Origin of the sequence: Bradyrhizobium sp. WYCCWR 13022 (genome assembly GCF_030435535.1) — a bacterium.
Lineage (GTDB): Bacteria > Pseudomonadota > Alphaproteobacteria > Rhizobiales > Xanthobacteraceae > Bradyrhizobium.
Genome location: NZ_JAUIZJ010000007.1, coordinates 117,690 through 139,907, shown reverse-complemented (window position 1 = coordinate 139,907; position 22,218 = coordinate 117,690). Strand labels below are relative to the sequence as shown.

Genomic DNA, 22,218 nt, shown 5'->3' with positions numbered 1-22,218 from the left:
ATGTTCCGCCTCAAGCCTCCAATTGCTTGCCGATCGGGAGCGCGCGGATGCGCTTGCCGGTCGCCGCGAAGATCGCGTTCATCAGCGCGGGTGCGAAGGGCGGTACGCCGGGCTCGCCGACGCCGCTCGGCGGCGTGTCCGGCCCGGGCGGCACGATATGGACGTTGGTGATCAGCGGTGCCTCGTCGATCCTGACGACCCGGAAGTCGTCAAAATTCTTCTGCTCCACCTTGCCGTCCTTGAAGGTGACCGCGCCGTATTTGGCGAGGCTCAGCCCCATGATCGCGGCGCCCTCGATCTGCGAGGCGATGCGCTCGGGGTTGACATAGGTCCCGCAGTCGATCGCGGTGTCGACCCGCGGCACCGTCAGCTTGCCCTTCTCGTCCACGGCGACCTCGACGATGGTCGCGATATAGCTGACGAAGCTGCGGTGGACGGCGATGCCGAGACCGTGGCCCTTGGGCACCTGACGGCCCCATTCGCCCTTCTCGGCGACCAGCTCGACCACTTTGCGCAGGCGTGCGGTGTCGATCGGGTAGCTGTCATAGGGCTCGCCGTAGTTCCAGAGGTCCTTCACGTTGGGCTTGACGATCCGGGGGCTGCCGATCAGCGCGAGCAATGTCTCCTTCTGGTCGCGTCCGGTCGCGCTCGCGATCTCGCCGACCATCGACTGCACGGCGAAGGCGCGCGGGATGTTCGAGACCGAGCGGAACCAGCCGATGCGGGTGAACGCAGCGGCTTCCGGGTTCTCGCAGGAGATGTTGGCGATCTCGAACGGCATGTCGACGAGACCCATGCCGAGCTCGAACGCAGCCGCATGCTTGGCACCCGCCGCGAAGGTCGAGGCGATGGTCGGCGCCACGCTGCGATGGCGCCAGGCGATCACCTTGCCGTCCTTGTCGAGGCCCGCTTCGATCCGCTCCACCGAGACGGTGTGCAGGAAGTCGTGATGGAGGTCGTCCTCGCGCGTCCATTGCACCTTCACCGGCGTGCCGAGCTCCTTCGACAGCAGCGCGGCCTCGAGCGCAAAGTCGCATTTCGACTTGCGGCCGAAGCCGCCGCCGAGCAGCGTGACATTGACGGTGACGTTGCCCTCGGGAATACCGAGCGTCTTGGCGACGTCTTCACGCGTGCCGCCGGGGCTCTGCACCGGCGCCCAGATCTCCGCCTTGTCGCCCTTGACGTCGGCGACCGCCACCGGCGGCTCCATGCTGACATGGGCGAGGTGCGGCAGATAATACTCGCCGACAACGACCTTGGCGGCCGTCTTGAGCGCGGCATCCGCATCGCCCTCCTGGCGCACGACGAGGCCCGGCTTGCGCGAGGCTTCCTCGAGATCCTTGCGATAGGCGACCGAGTCGTATTTGCCGTTGGCGCCGTCGTCCCAGACCAGCTTCAGCGCGTCGCGGCCCTTGATGGCAGCGCCGGTGTTGCGCGCGATCACCGCGACGCCGCCGAGCGGCTGGAATTTCGACGGCCACGGCCAGCCTTGAACTTTCATCACCTTCTCGACGCCGGGCACTTTCAGCGCCGCGTCCGGATCGAACGAGGTGAGCTTGCCGCCGGTAACAGGCGGGCGCGCGATCACGGCGTATTTCATCCCGGGCAGGCGCACATCGGCGCCGTAGCGGGCCTTGCCGGTGGTGATGTCGTGGAGATCGACGATGCCGACCTGACCCTTGCCGAGATAGCGGAAATCCTTGGGGTCCTTCAGCTTGAGGCCTTCGATGCTGGGCACCGATTCCTTGGCGGCGTCGGCCGCGAGCTCGCCGAAGCCAAGCTTGCGTCCGCTGGCGCCGTGGACGACCTCGTGATTGACCGCTTTCACCTCGGTCGCCGGCACGCCCCAGCGCTTCGCCGCAGCCTGTTCCAGCATGGTGCGGGCGGAGGCGCCGATCTGTCGCATCGGGATCAAATAGTGCCGCGTGCTGCGCGAGCCGTCGGTGTCCTGGTTACCGAACTTGACCTCGTCGCCATGGGCCTGCTCCACCTTGACCTTGGACCAGTCGGCCTCCATCTCCTCGGCGACGATCAGCGGCAGGCTGGTGCGTACGCCGGTGCCCATTTCGGAGCGGTGGGCGAGGATGGTGACGGTGCCATCGGGCGCGACCGCGACGAACACGCGCGGATCGACCACGACGCCATGCGGCATCTTGCCGGCGCCGGTCTCATAGGCAAAGGCCTGGCGCGTCATCACGGGAGCGGCGAGCATGAAACCGCCGGTGACGCCGAGCCCTTTCAGGATGCTGCGACGCGAGACCTTCTCGATCTTCAGATTCTTCTCGAAGCCGCGGAGCTTGCCGGGTTTGTCGATGAAATTCATGTCACACTCCCGTCGATGCGAGGTGGACGGCATTCTCGATGCGCTGGTAGCATCCGCAGCGGCAGATGTTGCCGGACATCGCCTCGCGGATCTGGTCATGCGACGGCTTGGGATTCTCCATCAGCAGCGCGGCGGCCTGCATGATCTGGCCGGCCTGGCAGAAGCCGCATTGGGGGACGTTGACCTGGCGCCAGGCCTTCTGGACCGGATGATCGCCATCCGGATGCAGCCCCTCGATGGTGGTGACTTCGCGCCCCGCGACGTCGTTGATCGAGGTGATGCAGGAGCGCACGGCCTCCTTGTCGACGATGACGGTGCAGGCGCCGCACAGGGCCTGGCCGCAGCCGAACTTGGTGCCGGTCAGCCCGGCTTCGTCGCGCAGGAACCAGAGTAGCGGGAGATCCGGGTCGCCGTCCCAGCTCTGTTCCTGGCCGTTGATCTTCACCTTGATCATGATCGTCCCTCGCTCTTCATAAGCTTGTTGATTTCACCATTGCCGATATCTCTCGGCACAATGTTCGTAAGGTCGCGTGACCGCACTCCAGCCCATCGTCCTGCGCGAGCAGGTCCCGGCAGGAGGCTGGAAAGCGAATCGCAATGTTCGGATGTACTCGATACCTCCCGTTTTGTTCTTATTTGATTGAACTCGCGCGGCATCGTGACGACGGGACGTAGCAGAGGTCGCGCCGGATCGGTGTTCACAGCCAAGTGTCATTGATCGGCTGTACTCGACGCGAACAGATTGCATCCGGGGTTTGTCAAAAGCAGGGCGCGGCGGCAGGCTGCGCGGTGGCCGGTCGCAAAATCGAAGAGGTGAAAAAAGCTTCGTCCGCCAGAGGGACTGCGCGGACGAAGCAGTAGTCCTCAGTCGAGGGAGGGAGAATCGCAAGGCGCGCTGACTTCAAGCAGGAAGAGGGCGGCCTTGCGCAGTCATTCAGAGACCAGGACCGAGGGAGCGGAACGCGCTCGCATACGCAACGTGCACAGGCGGCAACAGGCCGCGATCATTCCAAGCCGTACCCGTCCCGCTCGCCGGCGAACCGGCGAGCGGACCGGCAATCGTCAGACAATCTCGCTCAGGCGGCCTTGGCCTTCGCCACGTGGGTCGCGATCGCATCCATCAGCGCCGGCGACAGGCAGTCATAGGGCTCGAGGCCGATTTCCTTCAGTCGCGACCGGATGCCGGCCATCTGCTCGGGCTTGACGCCGGATTCGATCACCGAAGAGACGAAGGCTGCGAATTGCGGTGCCTGCGAGCCCTGCTCTTGGAACAGTTCCGGATGGATGAAATCGAGACCGTAGAACGGGTGGTTCTTGTTCTCGATGCGGCCGAACATGTGGGTGCCGCAGGCCTTGCAGGCGTGCCGCTGGATCACCGCCGAGGCGTCGACGATCTGGAGCTTGTCGCCGTTCTCGAGCACGGTGAGGTTCTGGCGCGGCACCACGGCAACGACCGAGAAGGTCGCGCCCTGCGGCTTCCAGCACTTGGTGCAGCCGCAGGCGTGGTTGTGAGCGACGTCGCCCTTGATGCCGACCTTGACCTGATGGTCCTTGCATTTGCAGGCGAGCGTGCCGCCGGCAAAATGCCCGCTGCCCTGTTTGAGGCCGTTGTCGATCGAGGGGTGGAGTGCAACAGTCATGGGTCGATCCTCCTTGGGGTGACGCTTGAGCTAGAACACGACGACTGAACGAATCGATTTGCCCTCATGCATCAGGTCGAAGCCCTTGTTGATGTCTTCGAGCTTGAGCGTGTGGGTGATCATCGGATCGATCTGGATCTTTCCGTTCATGTACCAGTCGACGATCTTCGGCACGTCGGTGCGGCCGCGGGCGCCGCCGAACGCGGTGCCGCGCCAGTTGCGGCCGGTGACGAGCTGGAACGGACGGGTGGCGATCTCCTTGCCGGCCTCGGCAACGCCGATGATGATCGAGGTGCCCCAGCCGCGATGGCAGGCTTCCAGCGCCTGGCGCATCACATTGGTGTTGCCGGTGCAATCGAAGGTGTAGTCGGCGCCGCCGTCGGTCAGGGTGACGAGATGCGGAACGATGTCGCCGGTGATCTTCTTGGGGTTGACGAAGTCGGTCATGCCGAACCGGCGGCCCCATTCCTCCTTGGAGTCGTTGATGTCGACGCCGATGATCTTGTCGGCGCCGGCCATCTTGGCGCCCTGGATGACGTTGAGGCCGATGCCGCCGAGGCCGAACACGACGACGTTCGAGCCGGGCGTGACCTTCGCGGTGTTGACCACGGCGCCCACGCCGGTGGTGACGCCGCAGCCGATGTAGCAGCTCTTGTCGAAGGGCGCGTCCTCGCGAATCTTCGCCACCGCGATCTCCGGCAGCACCGTGAAGTTGGAGAAGGTCGAGCAGCCCATATAGTGGTAGATCGGCTTGCCCTTGTAGGAGAAGCGGCTGGTGCCGTCGGGCATCACGCCCTTGCCTTGCGTCGCGCGGATCGCGGTGCAGAGGTTGGTCTTCTGACTCAGGCAGCTTTTGCACTGCCGGCATTCCGGCGTGTAGAGCGGAATGACGTGATCGCCCGGCTTCACCGAACTGACGCCCGCGCCGATCTCGCGGATGATGCCGGCGCCTTCATGGCCGAGGATCGAGGGGAAGATCCCTTCGCTGTCGAAACCGTCGAGCGTGTAGGCGTCGGTATGGCAGATGCCCGTCGCCTTGATCTCGACCAGGACTTCGCCGGCCTTCGGTCCTTCCAGATCGACTTCGACGATCTCGAGCGGTTTCTTGGCTTCGAAAGCGACGGCGGCACGTGTCTTCATCGGTAGCTCCTCAAATTCTCGCGGGATGCCAGGACTTGGGTCTCGGGCGGGCCCAAGACGTTCACTTCTTGCCCATGCACGAGTCTTCATTCTTGGTATAGGCGTCGTTCTTGTCCTCATGCTTGCCCGGACGGGCGCGGCCCCAGGCATCGTTGGAGCGGGCGCGCAGATAGACGTATAGATCGTCCATGTAGCAGGCGACGTTCGGGTTATCGCCGAAGGCGGGCATCACGTTCTCCTGGGACGTGGAGACGTTCTTGCGGCCCGAGGCGACGACACCGAGGAAGTCGGCATAGCTCATCGTCTTGAGCGAATCCTTCAACGCCGGCGCATAGGTCGAGCCCATGCCGTCGGGGCCGTGACACACATGGCAGTCCGAGTGATAGCGGCGGTATCCCGAATAGGTGTACCAATCGACGGAGTCGCCGTTGATCTTGTAGGTCGGGTTACCGTCCTTATCGAGCCATTCGCCAGTTTCGTTCTGCTTGACGGCAGTCGGGTCGCCCGAGCCGTCAGCGACAGCAATTCCACCGGACGCAACGAAGATCATCGCAGCAATGACAGAGCAGATTCTACGCAAGAGGTGTTCCTCGAAGGCATCAGGTGGAGACGAGCCGGCGCGTGGAGTCGATCCACGCGCCGGAGCGGGACTGAACAGAGGCTAGTTGGGCAGCGAGAACACGGTCAGCGTGCCGCCGAGTGCCGTGTAGTTGCTGAGCGCCGCGTAGCCGCCGACCGCACCGAGACCGGCGGTCGGATCAGTCAGACCTGCTGCCAAGCCGATACCGGCCCAACCGCCGACGCCCGAGAGCACTGCGACGTACTGCTTGCCGCCGTTCTCATAGGTCGTGACGTTGCCGATGATGCCGGAAGGAGTCTTGAACTTGTAGAGTTCCTTGCCGGTCTTGGCGTCGACCGCCTTCAGGTAGCCTTCGAGCGTGCCGTAGAACACCACGCCGCCGGCGGTTGCGAGTGCGCCCGACCAGACCGAGAACTGCTCCTTGTTCGACCAGACGATCTTGCCGGTCTTGCCGTCCCAGGCGATGAAGTTACCCATGTTGGTATCGCCCTGCGGCGGATACATCGAGAGCGTCGCACCCACATAGGGCTGGCCCGCGGTGTAGCTCACCTTGAACGGTTCGTAGTCCATGCAGACGTGGTTGGTCGGGACGTAGAACAGTTGCGTGTCGGGCGAGTAGGCTGCCGGCTGCTCGTCCTTCGTGCCGAGCGCGGCCGGGCAGATGCCCTTCACGTTGTGGTCTTCACCGGCCTTGTCGGTCGAAGCTGCGTCGAGCACCTTCGGACGACCATAGGTCGGCGAGTTCTTGTCCATGTCGACGCCGGAGGTCCAGTTCACCTTCGGGTCGTACTTCTCGGCGACCAGAAGCTCACCGGTGGCGCGATCGAGCGTATAGCCGAGGCCGTTACGATCGAAATGCGTCAGCAGCTTGCGGGCCTGGCCGTTGATCGACTGATCCGAGAGGATCATCTCGTTGACGCCGTCATAGTCCCATTCGTCATGGGGCGTCATCTGATAGACCCACTTGGCCATGCCGGTATCCGGGTTGCGTGCCCAGATGGTCATCGACCATTTGTTGTCGCCGGGACGCTGCTTCGGATTCCAGGTCGAGGGGTTGCCCGATCCGTAATAGATCAGGTTCAGCTCGGGATCATAGGAGATCCAGCCCCAGGTGGCGCCGCCGCCGATCTTCCACTGATCGCCCTGCCAGGTCTTGAGGCTGGAGTCCTTGCCGATCGGCTTGCCGAGAGCGGTGGTCTTGTCGTCGACGAGGATCTGATCGTCGGGACCTTCCGAGTAGCCGCGCCAGGCCAGCTTGCCGGTCTTGATGTCGTAGGCGCTCATGTGAGCCTGAACGCCGAACTCGCCACCGGAGATGCCGATCAGCACCTTGTCCTTGACGACCATCGGCGCCGAGGTGCCGGTCTCGCCCTTGCTTGGATCGCCGTTCTTCGCGGTCCATGCAACCTGACCGGTCTTGGCGTCGAGCGCGACGAGAGTCGTGTCGGCCTGATGCAGGAAGATCTTGCCGTCACCGAAAGCGAGGCCGCGGTTGACGGTATCGCAGCACATCACCGGGATGACGTTCGGATCCTGCTTCGGCTCGTACTTCCAGACGATCTTGTTCTCGTTGGAAAGGTCAATGGCGTAGACCTTGTTCGGGAACGGGGTATGGACGTACATCATGTTGCCGATGATCAGCGGGCCACCTTCGTGGCCGCGCAGCACGCCGGTCGAGAAGGTCCACGCGACCTGGAGCTTGCCGACATTTTGGGCGTTGATCTGGTTCAGCTTGGAATAGCGGTTGTTGGCGTAGTCACCGGTCGGCATCACCCAGTCTTTCGGGTTCTGCGACATTTTGTTCAGCTCGTCATTGGCCGACGCGGTCCCGACGGCGAGAGCCGCCGCGGAGCCTAGAAAAGTCGCCAGTAGAACCTTGCGCATAGTCATTCCTCCGTTGGTCTCGTTTATTGTTTCCGAAGCATTGCTCAATCACCGGGCTTCTCGTCCGGCGTCTGCTCGTGCAGGGCGGTCACGTTGGGGACCAGAAACGATGCTGTGCTGTTTCCTCCTCCTGATGAGAGCTACGGGTCCACGTGCAGGAGCGGCCCGTTCTTGTTGTTCCTGGCGCAATTCCTAACGACTTCGTCATCGGGAAACTTGCCCAAGAGAGAAGCCGTTTTGCTCGATAGCGCACGGAGGCGAAGTTTTTGATTTTGCAGTAGCGAATTCAGCGGCTTCGGCGTGGCCTGGTGCGACGCTCGCGTCTCAGGTTCCCCTTGACGGCGGTGCAACTAAGGCGGAGGATTAACTTCAAAGGGTGGCAATGGAACGATGGCGCTCGTTTCACAAGACCGCTCGAATTCGAGGTAAACGTCACGCAATCAAGGCTGAGGGCTCCAGCAAGCGCTGGCCGCGATTCGCGTCGAATCTCCGGGTATCACCAGTGACTGGATTAATGTCCGACACAATTCACACGCTCTCGACGACGGGACTGACGCCAAAGCGACAGATCCAGAGTTGGGTCGACGGGCTGACGAGTCTGTGCGGTCACTTCGATGTCGATCCGCTGGAAGCGTCATCACTCGAAGGGCGCATCGACTACACCTCAGTCTCCCGCCTGAAGCTCTGCCAGATCGAGGTGAGCCAGCATCGCATCGCGCATACGCTGGCGCGCGCCAAGGCCAATGAACACCCGTACATCAAGATTCACTTCCAGACCTACGGCGTCTCCTATTTCGAGCAGGAAGGTCGACACATCGAATTGAATCCGGGCGACATCATCGCTTATGACGTCTCATGTCCGCATCTGATCGTCAGTCCCGCCTTCACGCGCCACGACGTGGTGATCGTGCCGAAGGCGCTCTTGCGCGATCGCGGCTTCCCGTCGCAGCGCATGCCCGCCTGCAAGCTTTCGGCGAAGACGGGCACCGGGCGGATCGCCCACGACTTCGTCCATGCCACGTTCGACGAGGCAGCAAAACTGTCGGCCAACAGCGCGGTCGGCGTTGCCGATTCGCTGATCGATCTGTTGCTGCTGCCGCTGCGCGAAGCCGACACGATGTTCGACCGGGTCGGGCCCGAGGCGATGTATGTGCGTGCCCAATTTTTCATCCGCGAGCATCTGCGCGATCCCGATCTGTGCATCGACCAGATCTCCGCGGAGCTCGGCTGCTCCAAGCGATATCTGCACATGCTGTTCTCCGAGCGCGGCACCACGGTGAGCGACTACATCTGGCAGGCGCGTCTTCAGAACTGCCGCCAGGAACTCGAGGCTCATGCCGGCAAGACCATCACCGACGTCGCGTTCTCCTGGGGCTTCTCCAGCTCATCGCATTTCAGCCGGGTCTTCCGGAAATATTTCGGTGTGGTGCCGTCCTCGATCCACAAGGCGCAGCAGGGCGCCGTCGCGACGGACGAGAATTGAGCCGACCTGCTTACGTCGAGATTGCTGCGTAGGGGATGCTGGTCACGAGCGCCGCGACCAGTGTCGCGTTGCAGAGCATTCCGCTCCAATGCAGCTGGCGTAGTCGGCGCACGGCGTCGGTGTCGCCGGCATCCCTGGCGCTGAGCTCGTTGTCCATCCGTCGCATGAACCGACCGCGTCCCCAGATCGCCAGGGCCGCGATCAAGCCAATGCCCATGGCGAATAGCGGTCGACCTGCGACGAGGAAGGCCATGGTCGCAAAGACGCCGGTCACGGCAATCATTCTGAACTGGATGTTGAACATCCCGCGCAGCAACTGCGTGACGGGCGGGATGTCGAGCTTCACCAGCAGGAATGCGGGCGAAGCCAGCAGGAAGTAACCCATCGGCAAAAGCAGGATGACCAGGGCCGCCACGGCGACAGCATCGGGTTTCATGCGCTCGGCCTTTCTCTCGTCAAATGAGACGCTAAGCTTAGCACGGGCGCCTCATGGCTTCAGTGGGCGAGCCGGCCATCTTGCCTCGGTCTCGCTGTCATCGCCCGGCTTGGCCGGGCGACCCGGTACGCCGAGACGGCAGTGAGTGACCAGACGGGGTCGCGGCGCACGCGCGGCCGTCCTCACCGCTGAATGATCTTCGTCCAGACATCGCCGAGGATCGCCGGTTCGCGCGGCGGCAGATAGGTCAGGCCGGCCTGCCTGCCGAGTTCGGCGATCCTCCCCTCGGCGGCAAGATCCGTCAGCGCCTTGTTGACGGCCTCGATCAGGGCGGGATCGCTGCCCAGTCCGACATAGCCGCGATTGGCGCCGATCGGATAATAATAGCCGGAGGCTGTGACTGCCGTGTCGGGATGCGCGGCGCGGTGGGCGTCGTAGCGGGCGAGATCGATCAGGGTCGCGTCATAGTCGCCGCGATTGAGTGCGCCGAGGAGATCGTCGCGGGCCGGCACGAGATGGGTGATATTGTCGATCAGCCGTCCCTTGTCGAAAGTCATCAGGATGGCGTCGCCGAGAGAGCCGCTTTCGATCGCGAGACGAAGACCGGCGAGATCGCCGATGTCGGAAACCTTGCGCTCCCGCGCCTTCGGCCCGAGTACGACCGTCATCGGCGAATACACGTAAGGCCTGGTCGGCGCGAGCGCGCCGAGCGTCACGCGGCGGCGGCGGTCGTCGCGCGTGGCACCCGCGAAATCCGGCAAGCGCGCCGTCGGCACGCCGGGCTTGACGAGGGAATCGGTCGTCAGCGCGTAGCCGCCGACCAGCGAGCAGCGGCCGTCGGAGAGCAGTGCATTGGCTTCGAGTTGTGGACTCGAATCTTCATCCAGCTTGCTCTCGAACCACTGGATCTTGAGCGGTCGTCCCATTCGGTCCGCGATGGCCTGCGCCAGCAGGACGTCGAAGCCTGAATCCGGCTTGCCGCGGTGATGCGCCGAGAGTGGCGGTCGATCCTCATCGAGACAGACGCTGAGCGGATCGGCCGCCCAAGCCGACGTCGCCGGAGCCGCAAGCATCGCGGCAAGACCGATCGCTGCAAGCCGTACCCTCATGGCTTCCTCCGGCTCGAGATGAAGGCCCAGAGATTGCCGATGTCGTCGTCGCTCAGGACATCGCCCCAGGGCGGCATCCTGTTGTTCTTGCCGTTCTTCACGGTGGTGACGAAGCGCGTCTTGTCGTCAGGGAAGGCGCGCAGGTCCGGCGTGATGGTGCCCGAGTTCATCAGGTTGGGGCCATGGCAGTGCGAGCATCTCTCGGCATAGGTCGACTTGCCGTGGTCGATCTGCGCCTGCACGGGATTGCCGTTTGAATCATCCGCGGCACGGACGGTCGCCGCAAGCGCGACCGTCAGCACCGCGACGGTGGCGAGGATCGCCACCGTCTTGTGAGCTGTGTCTTTCAACGCGTGTTGCCGCTACTGCTTCACCGCAAAGACCCACAGCGAGCCGCCGGGCGGCACCTTGGCCAGCCGCTCGTCGCCGGAGAACAGCGAGTAGACGCCGCCATAGCCAGAGGTGACGGCGATGTACTGCACGCCGTCCTGCTGCCAGGTCACCGGCTGCCCTTCGATGCCCGAGCCGGTCTGGAACTGCCAGAGCTTCTTGCCGTTCTCGGCGTCGAAGGCCTCGAACTCGCCGGTCAGCGCGCCGGTGAAGACGACGCCGCCCGCGGTCGAAAGCACGCCCGAGAAGCGCGGGATGTCGCTTGCCGCTTCCCACTTCGCCTTGCCGGTCATCGGATCGATCGCCTTGAGATGGCCGCGCGGTCCGGTGCCCCACTCCCAGGGATCGGTCAGGTCCATGCCGAGATACCATTCACCCTGCTTGAAGGTGGCCGGCTCCGACTTGTACTTGCCGCCGAAGGCGAGCGTGTTGGCGTAGGCGAGGCCGGTCTGAGGGTTGAACGACATCGGCTCCCAGTTCTTGCCGCCGAGGATGGACGGATAGACCGTGACCTTCTTGCCCTCGCGTGCATCCTTGACGACGTCGGTCTCGATCGGCCGCCCCGTCTTCATGTCGACGCCGGTCGCCCAGTTGACCTTCACGTAAGGATTGGCCGCGAGCAGCTTCCCGTTGGTGCGGTCGAGCACGTAGAAGAAGCCGTTGCGGTTGGCATCCATCAGCACCTTGGTCGGCTTGCCCTCGACATTCACGTCGGCGAGGACCATCTCGGCCACCGCGTCGTAGTCGAACGGGTTGTTCGGCGAGAACTGGTAGTGCCACTTGATCTTGCCGGTCTTGGGATCCATCGCCAGCACGGAGCAGGTGTAGAGATTGTCGCCGGGGCGCACGGCCGCGTTGAACGGACCGGGATTGCCGATGCCCCAGTAGACCGTATTCAGTTCGGCATCATAGGAGCCCGTGATCCAAGTCGAGCCGCCGCCGAGCTTCCAGGTGTCGCCCTTCCAGGTGTCGCCGCCGGGCTCGTCCGGCGAGGGGATCGAATGGGTGCGCCAGAGATGCTTGCCCGTTGCAGGATCCCAGCCGTCGATGAAGCCGCGAGTGCCGAACTCGGCGCCGGAGATGCCGGTGATGACGACGCCGTCGGCGACCAGCGGGGCCACCGTCATCGAATAGCCTTCCTTGATGTCGGCCGCCTTCTGCCGCCACAGCTCCTTGCCGTCCTTGATGTCGAGCGCGATCACGTTGGCGTCGAGCGTGGTACGGAACAGCTTGCCGTCGAACAGCGCCGCGCCGCGGTTGATGATGCCGCAGCAGACGATGCGTGGCGTCTCGGCTGGATATTCGATCTTGGTTTTCCAGATCTGCTTGCCGGTCTTGGCGTCGACCGCCATGGTCGCATTGTGAGAGGTTACGTAGATCACGCCCTGGTACACCAGCGGCTGCGATTCCTCGCTTCGATCGTCGTTCAAGGAATAATTCCAGACCGGGACGAGATTCTTGACGGTGTCCTTGTTGATCTGGTTCAGCGTCGAGAAGCGCTGGAGATTGTAGCCCATCCCGTAATTGAGAACGTTCGACGTATCGGTTGCACCCTTGACCAGCTGATCGGTCGTTTGTGCGCTCGCAACCGAGCATGCGGATATGACGAGGCTCGCGGCCATCGCAAGGCGTTTCATCCGTTCCTCCCAATATGCGCGTCTTTTGACGCTGCGGTTGCAACACTCGACTCGAATGCAAAACCCGTCAATACGAAAGTCGAAATTTCGCTGCCGATATGTTGGACGCAAGATGCCGGTCACCTGACGGAAACCTGGCGACCCGTTCTGACTTGTGTGCAGACGCTGAAAAAATTCCGTAGCATGAAGCAGGGTAGCGATGGGCTGTTGTGCCCGAACGGTCTAGTTTCTCGGTTGTGCGGTGCATAGGCGGCAATCTCGGACTTGAACCGGGACGTCCCTGTGCACTTGCGTCGTTCGATCCCCGATCGCATCGGGGTCCATGGTCAGGGAGGTCACAATGATATCGCGTCGCACAGTTGCGCTTGCGCTCACCATCGCTGCGCTGTCCGGTCCGGCCTGGTCGGCATCCGCCGGTGCCGTCAGGACGTTCGACACCGACAATGACGGTACGCTCGATCTGGCCGAGGTGAAGAAGGCCGCCGCCGCGCTGTTCGCAAGGCTCGATCCCGACCATGACGGCACGCTCGACGCGCGCGAATTACGCGGACGGTTAACGGCGAAAGAACTCGCCGTTGCGGACCCCGATCACGACGGCACGCTGACGCTCGACGAATACCTCGCCGTGGTGGAGCAGCGGTTCAACGCCGCGAATCCCGACAAGGACGGAACGCTCGACGCCAAGGAGCTGAATTCGCGGGCGGGGCGCGCGTTGCTGCGATTGTTGCGCTGAGGTCAGCCGTGCTTGACTGAGAGCGAAGGCGATTTGCCCGAGAGTGAAATTTGCGTGTGCGGCGCGATACTTCGCTGTGTTCGCGATCCGATTCCAGACTTGCGCTGTGCTTGAGGCAGCCCTAGGTTTTTGCCGGCGCGATGTCGCGCTCAATACCTGGGGAGACCCCGAATGGCCTGGAAAGCTCCGAAGATCGTGGAAGTGCCGGTCGGCATGGAAATCAACATGTACGCCTGCGCTGCGCGCAAGTAAGACTGACGAACCTGCCGCGGCTTCGATGGCGGAGGCCGTCGAAGCCGTGGTAGTGTTCTGCATGCGCTTGGGGGCCTCCACATTCTGGACTGCGGTTGCGTGTGCCGTCGCGCTCGCGCCGACAGGTGTGAGCGCCGAAGAGGGCTTCGACACCGAGCACATTTTCGGCTTCCTGATCGGCAGCGATGTCGGCAATCAAGGCGAGCGCGAATTCCAGACCCAGACGACGGGACGTTTCGGCAAGGGCGGCGGCACCTATCGCGCCCTCGAGCACGAGGTCGAGATCGAAATCGTGCCGCTGCCGAATTTTCGCGTCGAGGTCGGCGGCACCGCTACGCTGCACGACATCACCGGCGTCCCTGATATCGACGACCGCCGCCAGTTCAATTTCCAGGGCCTCTCGCTCGATTTGCGTTATCGCCTGCTCGATCGCGAGAATGCCCCGTTCGGGATGACCGTCGCTGCCGAGACCCATGGCGATCGCATCGACGAAGTCAGCGGCGCGAAGGGGCGGATGTACGGTACCGACTTCACGCTTGCCTTCGACCGTGAACTGATCCCGAACTTTGCGATCGGTGCGCTCAATCTGATCTACCAGCCGGAATGGGCGCGCTTCGAGGTATCAGGGCTGTCCGAAAAGAACTCCACCATCGGTGCGGCTTTCGCCGGCATGGTGCGGGTGCGGCCGAACGTCCTGCTCGGCGGGGAGATGCGCTACTTCCGCCAATATGAGGGTATCGGTCTCGGCGAGTTCTCGGGACAGGCGCTGTTCGTCGGGCCGACCGCCTATGTCCAGCTCTCCGAGCAGTCGCGGCTCACTTTGAGCTGGAGCATGCAGGCCTGGGGGCGTCCGGCCGGATCGGGGGCCAATCTCGACCTCGTCAATTTCGAGCGCCACCAGGCGCGGCTGGTGTTCGGGATTAACTTCTAGCTGCTGTCTTCGCCGCTCCCCGCGTGCGGGGAGAGGCCGGGATTTGCGCAGTAAATCCCGGGAGCGGGGGACTCTCCGCGAGTCCAGCTCTCACCGCCCTCCTGGAGGCTCCCCCTCATCCTGACCCTCTCGGCGCGAGCGATGCTCGTCGCGGCCCCGCAAGCGGGGAGAGGGGGAACAGCAAGAGGCGTTTCTCACTTTCGTTTGAAACTTCCGGGTGCGGGAAACGTAGCCCTTTGTGCTAGTCTCAATCGTTCCCGCGCGAGGATCCCGGCATGAATCCGATCGACCTGGTGGTGACTGTGTGTGCGGTGCTCTCGCCTGCGACCTGCGAGGAGCAGCATCTGGTGTTCAATTTCGGCGGCTCGCCGGCCCAGTGCTCCATGGCCGCGCCGCCCTACATCGCCCAATGGATCGGTGATCACCCGAAATGGCAGGCGGTGCGCTGGCGCTGCGAATACCCGCATACGCATGACAGGGCGTGACGCGCTACTTCGTGCAATCCTTCAAATCCTTGTCGGCGATCGAGAACACCGCGTCCGCCTTGATCTCGATGTCGCGGACGATGCATTGTCGTGAATTGGGATAGCTGACCCTGGCATCGTAGCGGCCGGGCTCGATGCCGGTGATGCGCAGCCGCTCGTCGTGGTCGACCTCCTTGTCCTTGTCGTTCAGGCATTGGTTTGGACCCCAGTCGGTCTTGCCCGATGGTGCGAGCTGGAAGCCGGAGATCGTCTCGCTCGTCAGATTCCAGAGCCGGATGCCCTTGCCTTTGGTCTGTGCGAGCGCCGCGCCCGGCATCGCAACCAACAAAATGCCGATCGCAATCAGCTGACGGCGCATGGTGGCCTCCCTCGACGATCTCGTTCGATGCAGTTGATCACGAGATGTCATTTCGATTCAAGCTGCAACGCCGCAAGCTCCGCCCTGATACGGGCAAGCTCGACCTCACTGCGTTCCGCGCGCGGAATCGAGATCGGCACCTGCTGCACGATGCGCGTCGGGCGCGGTGACAGGAAGAACAGGCGGTCGCCGAGACGTATCGCATCGTCCAGGCTATGGGTGACGAGCAGCGTCATGACGGAACGGCTCGCCACCAGCGTCGCGATCTCGTCGCGGAGGCGGCCGGCGAGCGCGTCGTCAAGCGAGGCGAGGGGTTCGTCGAGCACCAGCAGATCAGGCTCGACGGCAAAGGCGCGGGCCAGTGCAACGCGCCGGGCGAGGCCCAATGACAATTCGCCGGGGAAGTGGCTGCGATGCGCCTCCAGCTCGAGGATCCTGAACAGCTCCGACAGTTTGGCGTCGGTGACGTCGGGCGCGGCGAGGCGCACGTTCTGCTCGACCGAGCGCCACGGCAGCAGCCGCGGCTCCTGGAACACCATGCCGATCCGTGCCTCCGGCGGGCGCGCGACGTGGCCTTCGAAATCGCGGTCGAGCCCGAGAATGATCCGCAACATCGTGCTCTTGCCACAGCCGGACGGGCCGATCAGCACGCCGACCTCGCCGGATTCCAGCGCGAATTTCAGCGGTGACAGCACCTCGTGCGTGCCGCCCGCAGCGCTCCTGTAGGTCTTGCCTGTGATCTCGACCTCAAGCCGCACGGGGCCGCCACCGTGTTGCGCGGGCCTCGAACGGCTGCACCAGCGCCGTCTCGATCACGAGCACGACCGCGGCGAATGTCAGCGAATAGGCGAGCAGCCGCGGCGTATCGAAAAGCTGGAAGGCGACCCCGATCTCGAAACCGACGCCGTTCGGCCGTCCCAGGAGTTCGGCGACCAGCACGATCTTCCACACCAGCGACAGGCCGGAGCGGGCAGAGGCCGCAATATAGGGTGCAAGCTGCGGCAGCACGACGTGCCGGAAGGCGCGCCAGCGCGGTATCGCGAATACGATCGCCATCTCGTCGAGCGAGCGGTCGAGTGCGCGTGTGCCTTCACGCAAGGTGACGACCGCGGTCGGCAGCTTGTTGATGGCGATGGCCGCGATTGCCGCGGCTTCCGTGAGACCCGCCCAGATATAGGCCAGCACGATCACGACCAGCGCCGGAAGGTTGAGCAGCAGAATCAGCCAGGGATCGCCGAGCCGGTCCGCGAGCTTCACCCGTCCCATCAAATAACCGATGGCGCTGCCGAGCGACATCGCCAGCACGAAAGCCAGCGCGACGCGCGCCAGCGTCGCGCCGAGATGCAGGAACAGTGCGCCGCTCGCGGCTTCCGCGATGATGACGTTGAGCACCGCAGGCGGGGAGGGCAGCTTGGCGCCGCCGACGAACAGCGCGGCGGTCCACCAGATCGCGAGAAACAGGGCGAAGGAGAGCAGGCGCAGCACCTCAGTCTCCGGGAACAGCGTGATAGAACGTGCCAGGGTCGAGCTCGGCCGCCGGCCCGACCAGGTCGCTGCCGCCGATCTCGGCAAGCACGCGATAGAGCACGCGCGCATCGGTCTCCTCGTCACTGATGCTCCGGCGCGGAATACCGTCGCGATAGCGGTCGCGGTAGGTCTTCAGCATGGCCGGATCGGTCGCGCCTGTGAGGGGAGCGATCTTGTCCCAGGCCGCATCCGAAGTAACCAGCAGCTGCTTGGCTTTGCGAGTCATGGCGATGAAGCGCGCCACGGCGTCGCGATGGTTCGTAGCCCAGCCCTCGTCGAAGACGTAGCCGACCGCGGAGACCGCGCCCTTCGCGCCGAGCTTCGGCAAGATCTCCTCGATGCCGGCAACGCGCCGAAAACCCTTGGCCTCGAGCTGGGCGCAGAAATTCCAGAAATTCAGGCTCGCATCCATCTCGCCGTCGAGCGCCTTCGCGGCGATCAGAGGCGGCGCGCCATAGACGATCGTGGCATCCGACTTGAGGTCGATGCCGTCCTGCTTCATCCGCGCTTGCAGCAGCAGCCAGCTCTTGTCGATCGGACCGCCGCCGACCGCGAGCTTGCGGCCCTTCAGGTCGGCCAGCGTCTTGATCGGCGAGGCCGGCGGCACCATCACCGCGCCGAGCGCGCTCGAATAGGGATAGAAGGTGAGCCTGGCGCCGAGCGCGCGCTCGCGCGACACCCACAACCAGTCGGACAGCATGATGTCGGCATTGCCGGCGCGCAGCGCGATCTTGCCGGCCTCGGGGCTCGCAAGCTCGGTGACCTCCAGCGACAGGTTGGCCTCCTTGTCGAGCCCGGCCGCGCGGATGGTCGCCAGTTCCCAGGAGAACGTTCCAGTCTTCTGCACCGCCAGGCGGATGACGTCAGCGGCATGGGCCGCCGTGCCCAGCGTCAGCGCAATCACGAGCGCCAATGGTCGTGCCAGAACTCTCATCACCTTGTGAGCCATTTCCTCTTATAGGTGCTTTTCAGGACAATAGGCATAGCATAGCTTCCATCGCAACCAGCGGGAGGATGCTCATGCGTTTTGCGGGACGGGTACGACCGATTGTCGCCGCTCTGGTTGTGCTCGCAGCGACCGCGTATGCGGCTCGGGCCGAGGAGGCCAATGATTATCCGACCTCGGCGCGCGCGGAATATGTCTATGGCTGCATGAAAGCCAATGGCGAGACGCGGCAGGCGATCGAGCAGTGTTCCTGCTCGATCGACGTGGTCGCCTCGATTGTCTCCTACGAGCGCTATGTCACCGCCGAGACCGCGCTCAGCATGTCCCAGGTCCGCGGCAATCTCGGCACCCAGTTCCGGACGTCGGAGCAGGCGAATTCGGCCGTGAATGATCTGCGGCGGGCGCAGGCCGAGGCCGAGGTGAGGTGTTTCTGATTTGGATTGTCATTCCGGGATGATCCGAAGGATCAGACCCCAGCTGCGCAATTGCGCGCCATAGTTCGATGCTTCGCAGCGCCCCGGAATGACGGCGTGGCCGCTACGTCGCGGGCTTCTCCACGTCCCACTCGTTCCGGAACACGTGTCCGTCCGTGTCCTTGGCTTCCGCGCGGAAACGCTTGGCGCCGTTGGAGACGTAGGTGAAGCGCAGATTGGGATCTTCCGAGATCGAGATGCCGCCTTCCATCGACAGCACCGGGCTGTCGCCCTGAGTCAGCTTCAACTGGTTGATGAAGAAGGCGGGAATATAGAGCTGTGTGACCTGGTCCATCTGCAAGCCGGAATTGTTGGGATGGCCGATCATGATTTGCGCCTCGCGAATGCGGCTTGCCGGCGCATCCTCGCGCGCGAATTGGCGGTAACGCATCTGGCCGAGCCGTTTGTTGGCCTCCTCGGCATTCTTTCCGGCTGGCGCCGAGCATCCGCCCGACGCCTTCACGTAAGTCTTGGAGACGTAGAGCTGGCCGTCGCTGAGCTCGGCCACCGCATGGACGTCGGTGTAATTGTTGACGCGAACGCGCGTGGAGATCTCGGTGACGTTGGCATCCGCGCCGAGTTCGAACTTCGCCGCCATCGGCGCCGGGTTGCGATCGATCACCAGCGTGATCGAGCGGATGCGCCTGGCGTCAGCGGGCGACAGCTTGCTGCGCAGGGTCACCGGCACGATGGCCGCGTCCTCGGCGCGATAGGGCATCTCGATGGCGATGACGTCAGCGCCGTCGTTCATCGGACGGTTGTTGAAGATATCCTGCACCAGGCCCGGCCAGGGATCGTAGGCCTCTTCGGCGCTCGCAGGCAGTGCGAAGGCGATGCCGAGCAATGCGGCGATCAGGGGCAGGCGGCGTGTGCATCCCATCATGGTCGTGGTCTCGCACGGTCGAAGCTGTCGTCCGACAAAGGTAGCGCGCCCGCTACTCCCATTCAATTTCAGAAAATGCTGCGGTTGCGTTGCGGGCGTTGTAGTCGTCGAACAGTTCCCAATTCGGCCGCTCCGTCGCGGCCGCCTTGTCGGCTGCGGTCCGGATCTGCTCGCCCTTCTTGTTGGAGGTACGGACGTCCGACAGCAGCGTCGAAAGATAACGCCGCTCATCCGACAGTGCGGCAGGCCAATCGCTCACAGGGCCGTGACCGGGAATGACGCGGACGGCCGGAACGGCCTCCAGTTCCTTCAGCAGGCCAAGCCAGCCGCGGATGCTGCCGTCCATCACCGGAATGTGGCGGAGAAAGACCAGGTCGCCCGCAAACAACGTTTTCGTCGTCTCGTCGAACACTGTCAGATCGCTGTCGCTGTGCGCGGCCGGCCATGCACGCAAGGTTATCAGGCGCGATCCGAGATCGAGCGTCATGGCGTCCTTGACTAGCACGGTCGGCGGCACGATCTTCACGGGATCGATCAACTCGGCGCCCATGATGCGCCGGAAATTATCGAGATAATACGGCCCGCGCGTCGCCAGCGCCTGTGGCAGCCTGTTGTGACCGACGAAGCTGGTTCCTTCCGCGACAAAAGCTGCATTGCCGAAGACGTGGTCCGGATGGCCGTGGGTATTGATGACATAGCGAATCGGCTTGTCGGTATGGGACCGCACCGCCGCAAGCAGTTCCTCGCCCTCGCGACGGCTGCCGCCGGTATCGATCACGGCCACCGCGTCCTTGCCGACGATGTATCCGACATTGGCAATGTCACCCTCGTTTTCGCGGGTCATCAGGGCGATGGCCCCGGAGTGCACGAAGATTCCGGTCGCGACTTCGCTCACAGGCAATTCACCCGCTCCGGCGCGTGCTAGCGTCGCTGCCGCCAGCAGCGACAGGGCTGCGATCTTTGACGTGAGATGCGACACTTTTCCGCCTCAGTTCAGGTTTCGCCGCATTGCACTGCAACACAACGAAGCCAGCGCGAAGTTTGGCAAACATGGTGCGTCCTGCCTTGCATGGATAGCATTCGAACGAAATGAGGAGGAAGCGCGATGGAGGCCGGACGACATCGTCGCTGGTTGTTTACACTCTGTGTGATGGTGGCGTCTTGTGCGATCGGCGACGTCGCCCGCGCGCAGACGAGTGACGGTGGTGATCTCTCGTTCGAGCTGGTCGACCCCAAGGTGCTGCGCGTCTGCGCCGACCCGCGCAACATGCCGTTCTCCAACGAGAAGGGCGAGGGCATCGAGAACAAGCTCGCCGAGCTGTTCGCCGGCAAGCTCCAGAAGAAGCTCGACTACGTGTTCTTCCCGCAAGCCACGGGCTTCGTGCGCATGACGCTGGGCGCGCATCGCTGCGACGTCATCATGGGCTTCCCGCAGGGCGACGACATCGCGCAGGGCACCAATCCCTATTACCGCACGACTTATGCGCTGGTTGCCAAGGCCGGCAGCGGACTCGAGGATGTCGACACGCTCGAGGATCCAAAGCTGAAAGGCAAGCATGTCGGTATCATCGCCGGTACGCCGCCGGCGACCAACATGGCGATCGCCGGGCTCATGCGTGACGCAAAGCCCTATCCGTTGATGATCGACACGCGCTACGACAACTCGGCACAGGCTATGATCGACGATCTTACCTCGGGGAAAATCGACGCCGGCGTGCTGTGGGGACCGATGGCGGGCTACTATGCCAAGAAAGCCGGCGCGCTGCACGTGACGCCGCTGGTGAAGGAAACCACCGGTCCCAAACTGGTCTATCGCATCGGCATGGGCGTGCGCGCCGCCGACCAGAACTGGAAGCGGCAGCTCAATAAGTTGATCCAGGAGAACCAGGGCGAGATCAACAAGATCCTGATCGACTTTGGCGTGCCTCTGCTCGACGAGAACGATCGGCCGCTCGCTGTGGAGGCGGCCGGAAAGGCGCCATGAGACGGCCTCTTGCCGCTGCGTTCCTCGCCGCCGCCCTCGTGGTGCCGGCTTTGGCGCAGCGGCAGCAGGAGCCGTTCGAGCCGGACGGCTATCGCACCGACAATTACCGCGCGCCGGTGCCGGCGACGCTCGAGGGCGCGCGCGTGCTGACGACCGCGGAAGCCGAGGCGATCTGGCGGGCGAAGAGTGGCGCCTTCGTCGACGTGTTGCCGCGCGCGCCAAAGCCGAAGAATCTTCCTGCAGGCACGGTATGGCGCGATACGCCTCGGAAAAACATTCCCGGCAGCATCTGGCTGCCGGACACCGGCTACGGTGCGCTGCCGCCGGCCATGGACGATTATCTGCAGCGCGGGCTCACGCAGGCCTCGCACGGCGACAAGGCCGCGCTGCTCGTGATCTATTGCCTCGCCGATTGCTGGATGTCCTGGAACGCCGCCAAGCGCGCGCTGGCTTCCGGCTATACCAACGTTGCCTGGTATCCCGATGGCACCGACGGCTGGGAGCAAGCGAGGCTGCCGACGGAGGACGCGCAACCCGAGCCGCGGCCGGAGCAGTGAAGCAGTGCCTCGGTCGGGGAGCGGTAAGCCCTACTGCTTCTGCAACTTCGTCAATGTGCCCGACCCGTCGGTGTTCGTGACGGCATAAGTCACCCTGTCGCCGGCATGGACGGCATCCAGCATCGCGGCGTCCTTGGCCTTGTACTGCTGGAGCGCGCCGGCGCCGCCGGCGCTGCCGCCGACCGTGCCCTTCTGCGTCTGCTGGATCGAGATCGTGTTGTTGAGCCTGTTGATGCCGGTGACCATCCCGGTCATGTCGTCAGCAAAGGCACTGGATGCCAGCACCGTGACGGCCGCAGCACCTGCGAGGATGAATTTTGCTGTTCCCATCGAGCCCTCCCGTTGCTGGAGATTCACAGGACAAGCCATCCTAGATCGATTTGGTTCCGGCAGATAGCGCCGCAAACATTAACGATCGCGTTGATATCGCGGGAACTTATCTGAAAGTCGTCAGCAGGATTGACGTT

Annotated in this window: 25 protein-coding genes; 8 read left to right on the top strand and 17 right to left on the bottom strand. The window is 63.6% G+C overall.

Annotation, left to right across the window (positions count from 1 at the left end; translation table 11 throughout):
• Positions 1–10: 10 nt before the first annotated feature.
• From QY049_RS12330 to xoxF5, 6 genes are all read right to left on the bottom strand, one after another.
• On the bottom strand, positions 11–2,323 hold the full coding sequence (locus tag QY049_RS12330; RefSeq protein WP_301269390.1) for a molybdopterin cofactor-binding domain-containing protein: 2,313 nt from the start codon (positions 2,321–2,323) through the stop codon (positions 11–13).
• A 1-nt stretch (position 2,324) separates the two neighbouring features.
• On the bottom strand, positions 2,325–2,777 hold the full coding sequence (locus QY049_RS12325) for a (2Fe-2S)-binding protein (RefSeq protein ID WP_194481159.1): 453 nt from the start codon (positions 2,775–2,777) through the stop codon (positions 2,325–2,327).
• 622 nt (positions 2,778–3,399) lie between these two features.
• Positions 3,400–3,963 (bottom strand): S-(hydroxymethyl)glutathione synthase, encoded by a 564-nt coding sequence (gfa, locus tag QY049_RS12320; RefSeq protein WP_194481162.1) that lies wholly within the window; start codon positions 3,961–3,963, stop codon positions 3,400–3,402.
• A gap of 30 nt (positions 3,964–3,993) precedes the next feature.
• The gene (locus tag QY049_RS12315) at positions 3,994–5,103 is read right to left on the bottom strand and encodes an S-(hydroxymethyl)glutathione dehydrogenase/class III alcohol dehydrogenase (RefSeq protein ID WP_194481164.1); all 1,110 of its coding nucleotides are present in this window, start codon (positions 5,101–5,103) and stop codon (positions 3,994–3,996) included.
• A gap of 61 nt (positions 5,104–5,164) precedes the next feature.
• Positions 5,165–5,653: a c-type cytochrome, methanol metabolism-related gene (locus tag QY049_RS12310; protein WP_194482657.1), complete on the bottom strand. Its 489-nt coding sequence runs from the start codon at positions 5,651–5,653 to the stop codon at positions 5,165–5,167.
• Between the two features lie 111 nt (positions 5,654–5,764).
• Positions 5,765–7,567: a lanthanide-dependent methanol dehydrogenase XoxF5 gene (xoxF5, locus tag QY049_RS12305; protein WP_258766003.1), complete on the bottom strand. Its 1,803-nt coding sequence runs from the start codon at positions 7,565–7,567 to the stop codon at positions 5,765–5,767.
• Between the two features lie 514 nt (positions 7,568–8,081).
• Here xoxF5 and QY049_RS12300 point away from each other — a divergent pair.
• Positions 8,082–9,050: a helix-turn-helix domain-containing protein gene (locus tag QY049_RS12300; protein WP_194481169.1), complete on the top strand. Its 969-nt coding sequence runs from the start codon at positions 8,082–8,084 to the stop codon at positions 9,048–9,050.
• A 10-nt stretch (positions 9,051–9,060) separates the two neighbouring features.
• Here the strand turns inward: QY049_RS12300 and QY049_RS12295 are convergent, their stop codons facing one another.
• From QY049_RS12295 to QY049_RS12280, 4 genes are all read right to left on the bottom strand, one after another.
• Positions 9,061–9,486 carry a hypothetical protein gene (locus QY049_RS12295; RefSeq protein ID WP_194481171.1) on the bottom strand — a complete coding sequence of 142 codons (426 nt, stop codon included), beginning with the start codon at positions 9,484–9,486 and terminating at the stop codon, positions 9,061–9,063.
• 182 nt (positions 9,487–9,668) lie between these two features.
• A complete protein-coding gene (locus tag QY049_RS12290; RefSeq protein WP_301269389.1) occupies positions 9,669–10,595 on the bottom strand; it encodes an ABC transporter substrate-binding protein in 927 nt (308 codons plus the stop codon).
• Positions 10,592–10,945: a cytochrome c gene (locus tag QY049_RS12285; protein WP_194481175.1), complete on the bottom strand. Its 354-nt coding sequence runs from the start codon at positions 10,943–10,945 to the stop codon at positions 10,592–10,594. Before QY049_RS12285 ends, QY049_RS12290 begins: the two co-directional genes overlap by 4 nt.
• Before the next feature lie 12 nt (positions 10,946–10,957).
• Entirely contained in the window at positions 10,958–12,622 is a 1,665-nt protein-coding gene (locus QY049_RS12280) for a methanol/ethanol family PQQ-dependent dehydrogenase (protein ID WP_301269388.1), read from the bottom strand.
• Positions 12,623–12,962: 340 nt separating this feature from the next.
• Between QY049_RS12280 and QY049_RS12275 the strand changes: the two genes are divergently transcribed.
• From QY049_RS12275 to QY049_RS12260, 4 genes are all read left to right on the top strand, one after another.
• Positions 12,963–13,355 carry an EF-hand domain-containing protein gene (locus QY049_RS12275; protein WP_258766007.1) on the top strand — a complete coding sequence of 131 codons (393 nt, stop codon included), beginning with the start codon at positions 12,963–12,965 and terminating at the stop codon, positions 13,353–13,355.
• Between the two features lie 171 nt (positions 13,356–13,526).
• Positions 13,527–13,607, top strand: coding sequence for a pyrroloquinoline quinone precursor peptide PqqA (gene pqqA, locus QY049_RS12270; protein WP_012029362.1), 81 nt, complete (start codon positions 13,527–13,529; stop codon positions 13,605–13,607).
• A gap of 25 nt (positions 13,608–13,632) precedes the next feature.
• Complete coding sequence (locus tag QY049_RS12265) at positions 13,633–14,538, top strand: hypothetical protein (protein ID WP_194481182.1); 906 nt, start codon at positions 13,633–13,635, stop codon at positions 14,536–14,538.
• Positions 14,539–14,813: 275 nt separating this feature from the next.
• Entirely contained in the window at positions 14,814–15,023 is a 210-nt protein-coding gene (locus tag QY049_RS12260; protein ID WP_194481185.1) for a hypothetical protein, read from the top strand.
• A 4-nt stretch (positions 15,024–15,027) separates the two neighbouring features.
• On the opposite strand, the gene QY049_RS12255 is transcribed toward QY049_RS12260, so the two are convergent.
• Genes QY049_RS12255 through QY049_RS12240 form a run of 4 tightly spaced genes read right to left on the bottom strand, consistent with a single transcriptional unit; the run spans position 15,028 to position 17,842 of the window.
• Positions 15,028–15,381: a hypothetical protein gene (locus QY049_RS12255; protein WP_258766009.1), complete on the bottom strand. Its 354-nt coding sequence runs from the start codon at positions 15,379–15,381 to the stop codon at positions 15,028–15,030.
• Between the two features lie 47 nt (positions 15,382–15,428).
• Positions 15,429–16,139, bottom strand: coding sequence for an ABC transporter ATP-binding protein (locus QY049_RS12250; RefSeq protein WP_258766010.1), 711 nt, complete (start codon positions 16,137–16,139; stop codon positions 15,429–15,431).
• Entirely contained in the window at positions 16,129–16,866 is a 738-nt protein-coding gene (locus tag QY049_RS12245; protein WP_301269387.1) for an ABC transporter permease, read from the bottom strand. The genes QY049_RS12250 and QY049_RS12245 overlap by 11 nt, the downstream gene beginning before the upstream one ends.
• A 1-nt stretch (position 16,867) precedes the next feature.
• Positions 16,868–17,842 (bottom strand): ABC transporter substrate-binding protein, encoded by a 975-nt coding sequence (locus QY049_RS12240; protein ID WP_301269386.1) that lies wholly within the window; start codon positions 17,840–17,842, stop codon positions 16,868–16,870.
• Positions 17,843–17,928: 86 nt separating this feature from the next.
• Between QY049_RS12240 and QY049_RS12235 the strand changes: the two genes are divergently transcribed.
• A complete protein-coding gene (locus QY049_RS12235; protein WP_194481202.1) occupies positions 17,929–18,288 on the top strand; it encodes a hypothetical protein in 360 nt (119 codons plus the stop codon).
• Between the two features lie 103 nt (positions 18,289–18,391).
• Here the strand turns inward: QY049_RS12235 and QY049_RS12230 are convergent, their stop codons facing one another.
• Positions 18,392–19,210, bottom strand: a complete 819-nt coding sequence (locus tag QY049_RS12230; RefSeq protein ID WP_194481203.1) for a quinoprotein dehydrogenase-associated SoxYZ-like carrier — start codon at positions 19,208–19,210, stop codon at positions 18,392–18,394.
• 52 nt (positions 19,211–19,262) lie between these two features.
• A complete protein-coding gene (locus QY049_RS12225) occupies positions 19,263–20,189 on the bottom strand; it encodes a quinoprotein relay system zinc metallohydrolase 2 (RefSeq protein ID WP_301269385.1) in 927 nt (308 codons plus the stop codon).
• Between the two features lie 171 nt (positions 20,190–20,360).
• On the opposite strand from QY049_RS12225, the gene QY049_RS12220 reads away from it, so the two are divergent.
• Both QY049_RS12220 and QY049_RS12215 read left to right on the top strand, forming a co-directional pair.
• Entirely contained in the window at positions 20,361–21,194 is an 834-nt protein-coding gene (locus QY049_RS12220; RefSeq protein WP_246755863.1) for a substrate-binding domain-containing protein, read from the top strand.
• Positions 21,191–21,751, top strand: coding sequence for a PQQ-dependent catabolism-associated CXXCW motif protein (locus QY049_RS12215; protein ID WP_301269384.1), 561 nt, complete (start codon positions 21,191–21,193; stop codon positions 21,749–21,751). Before QY049_RS12220 ends, QY049_RS12215 begins: the two co-directional genes overlap by 4 nt.
• Positions 21,752–21,781: 30 nt before the next feature.
• On the opposite strand, the gene QY049_RS12210 is transcribed toward QY049_RS12215, so the two are convergent.
• Positions 21,782–22,081 (bottom strand): copper-binding protein, encoded by a 300-nt coding sequence (locus QY049_RS12210; protein ID WP_194481211.1) that lies wholly within the window; start codon positions 22,079–22,081, stop codon positions 21,782–21,784.
• Positions 22,082–22,218: the final 137 nt, after the last annotated feature.

Coding starts and splice junctions, on each gene's coding strand:
- QY049_RS12330 (WP_301269390.1), bottom strand. CDS start 2,323: ATGAATTTCATCGACAAACCCGGCAAGCTCCGCGGCTTCGAGAAGAAT.
- QY049_RS12325 (WP_194481159.1), bottom strand. CDS start 2,777: ATGATCAAGGTGAAGATCAACGGCCAGGAACAGAGCTGGGACGGCGAC.
- gfa (WP_194481162.1), bottom strand. CDS start 3,963: ATGACTGTTGCACTCCACCCCTCGATCGACAACGGCCTCAAACAGGGC.
- QY049_RS12315 (WP_194481164.1), bottom strand. CDS start 5,103: ATGAAGACACGTGCCGCCGTCGCTTTCGAAGCCAAGAAACCGCTCGAG.
- QY049_RS12310 (WP_194482657.1), bottom strand. CDS start 5,653: ATGATCTTCGTTGCGTCCGGTGGAATTGCTGTCGCTGACGGCTCGGGC.
- xoxF5 (WP_258766003.1), bottom strand. CDS start 7,567: ATGCGCAAGGTTCTACTGGCGACTTTTCTAGGCTCCGCGGCGGCTCTC.
- QY049_RS12300 (WP_194481169.1), top strand. CDS start 8,082: ATGTCCGACACAATTCACACGCTCTCGACGACGGGACTGACGCCAAAG.
- QY049_RS12295 (WP_194481171.1), bottom strand. CDS start 9,486: ATGAAACCCGATGCTGTCGCCGTGGCGGCCCTGGTCATCCTGCTTTTG.
- QY049_RS12290 (WP_301269389.1), bottom strand. CDS start 10,595: ATGAGGGTACGGCTTGCAGCGATCGGTCTTGCCGCGATGCTTGCGGCT.
- QY049_RS12280 (WP_301269388.1), bottom strand. CDS start 12,622: ATGAAACGCCTTGCGATGGCCGCGAGCCTCGTCATATCCGCATGCTCG.
- QY049_RS12275 (WP_258766007.1), top strand. CDS start 12,963: ATGATATCGCGTCGCACAGTTGCGCTTGCGCTCACCATCGCTGCGCTG.
- pqqA (WP_012029362.1), top strand. CDS start 13,527: ATGGCCTGGAAAGCTCCGAAGATCGTGGAAGTGCCGGTCGGCATGGAA.
- QY049_RS12265 (WP_194481182.1), top strand. CDS start 13,633: ATGGCGGAGGCCGTCGAAGCCGTGGTAGTGTTCTGCATGCGCTTGGGG.
- QY049_RS12260 (WP_194481185.1), top strand. CDS start 14,814: ATGAATCCGATCGACCTGGTGGTGACTGTGTGTGCGGTGCTCTCGCCT.
- QY049_RS12255 (WP_258766009.1), bottom strand. CDS start 15,381: ATGCGCCGTCAGCTGATTGCGATCGGCATTTTGTTGGTTGCGATGCCG.
- QY049_RS12240 (WP_301269386.1), bottom strand. CDS start 17,842: ATGAGAGTTCTGGCACGACCATTGGCGCTCGTGATTGCGCTGACGCTG.
- QY049_RS12235 (WP_194481202.1), top strand. CDS start 17,929: ATGCGTTTTGCGGGACGGGTACGACCGATTGTCGCCGCTCTGGTTGTG.
- QY049_RS12230 (WP_194481203.1), bottom strand. CDS start 19,210: ATGATGGGATGCACACGCCGCCTGCCCCTGATCGCCGCATTGCTCGGC.
- QY049_RS12220 (WP_246755863.1), top strand. CDS start 20,361: ATGGTGGCGTCTTGTGCGATCGGCGACGTCGCCCGCGCGCAGACGAGT.
- QY049_RS12215 (WP_301269384.1), top strand. CDS start 21,191: ATGAGACGGCCTCTTGCCGCTGCGTTCCTCGCCGCCGCCCTCGTGGTG.
- QY049_RS12210 (WP_194481211.1), bottom strand. CDS start 22,081: ATGGGAACAGCAAAATTCATCCTCGCAGGTGCTGCGGCCGTCACGGTG.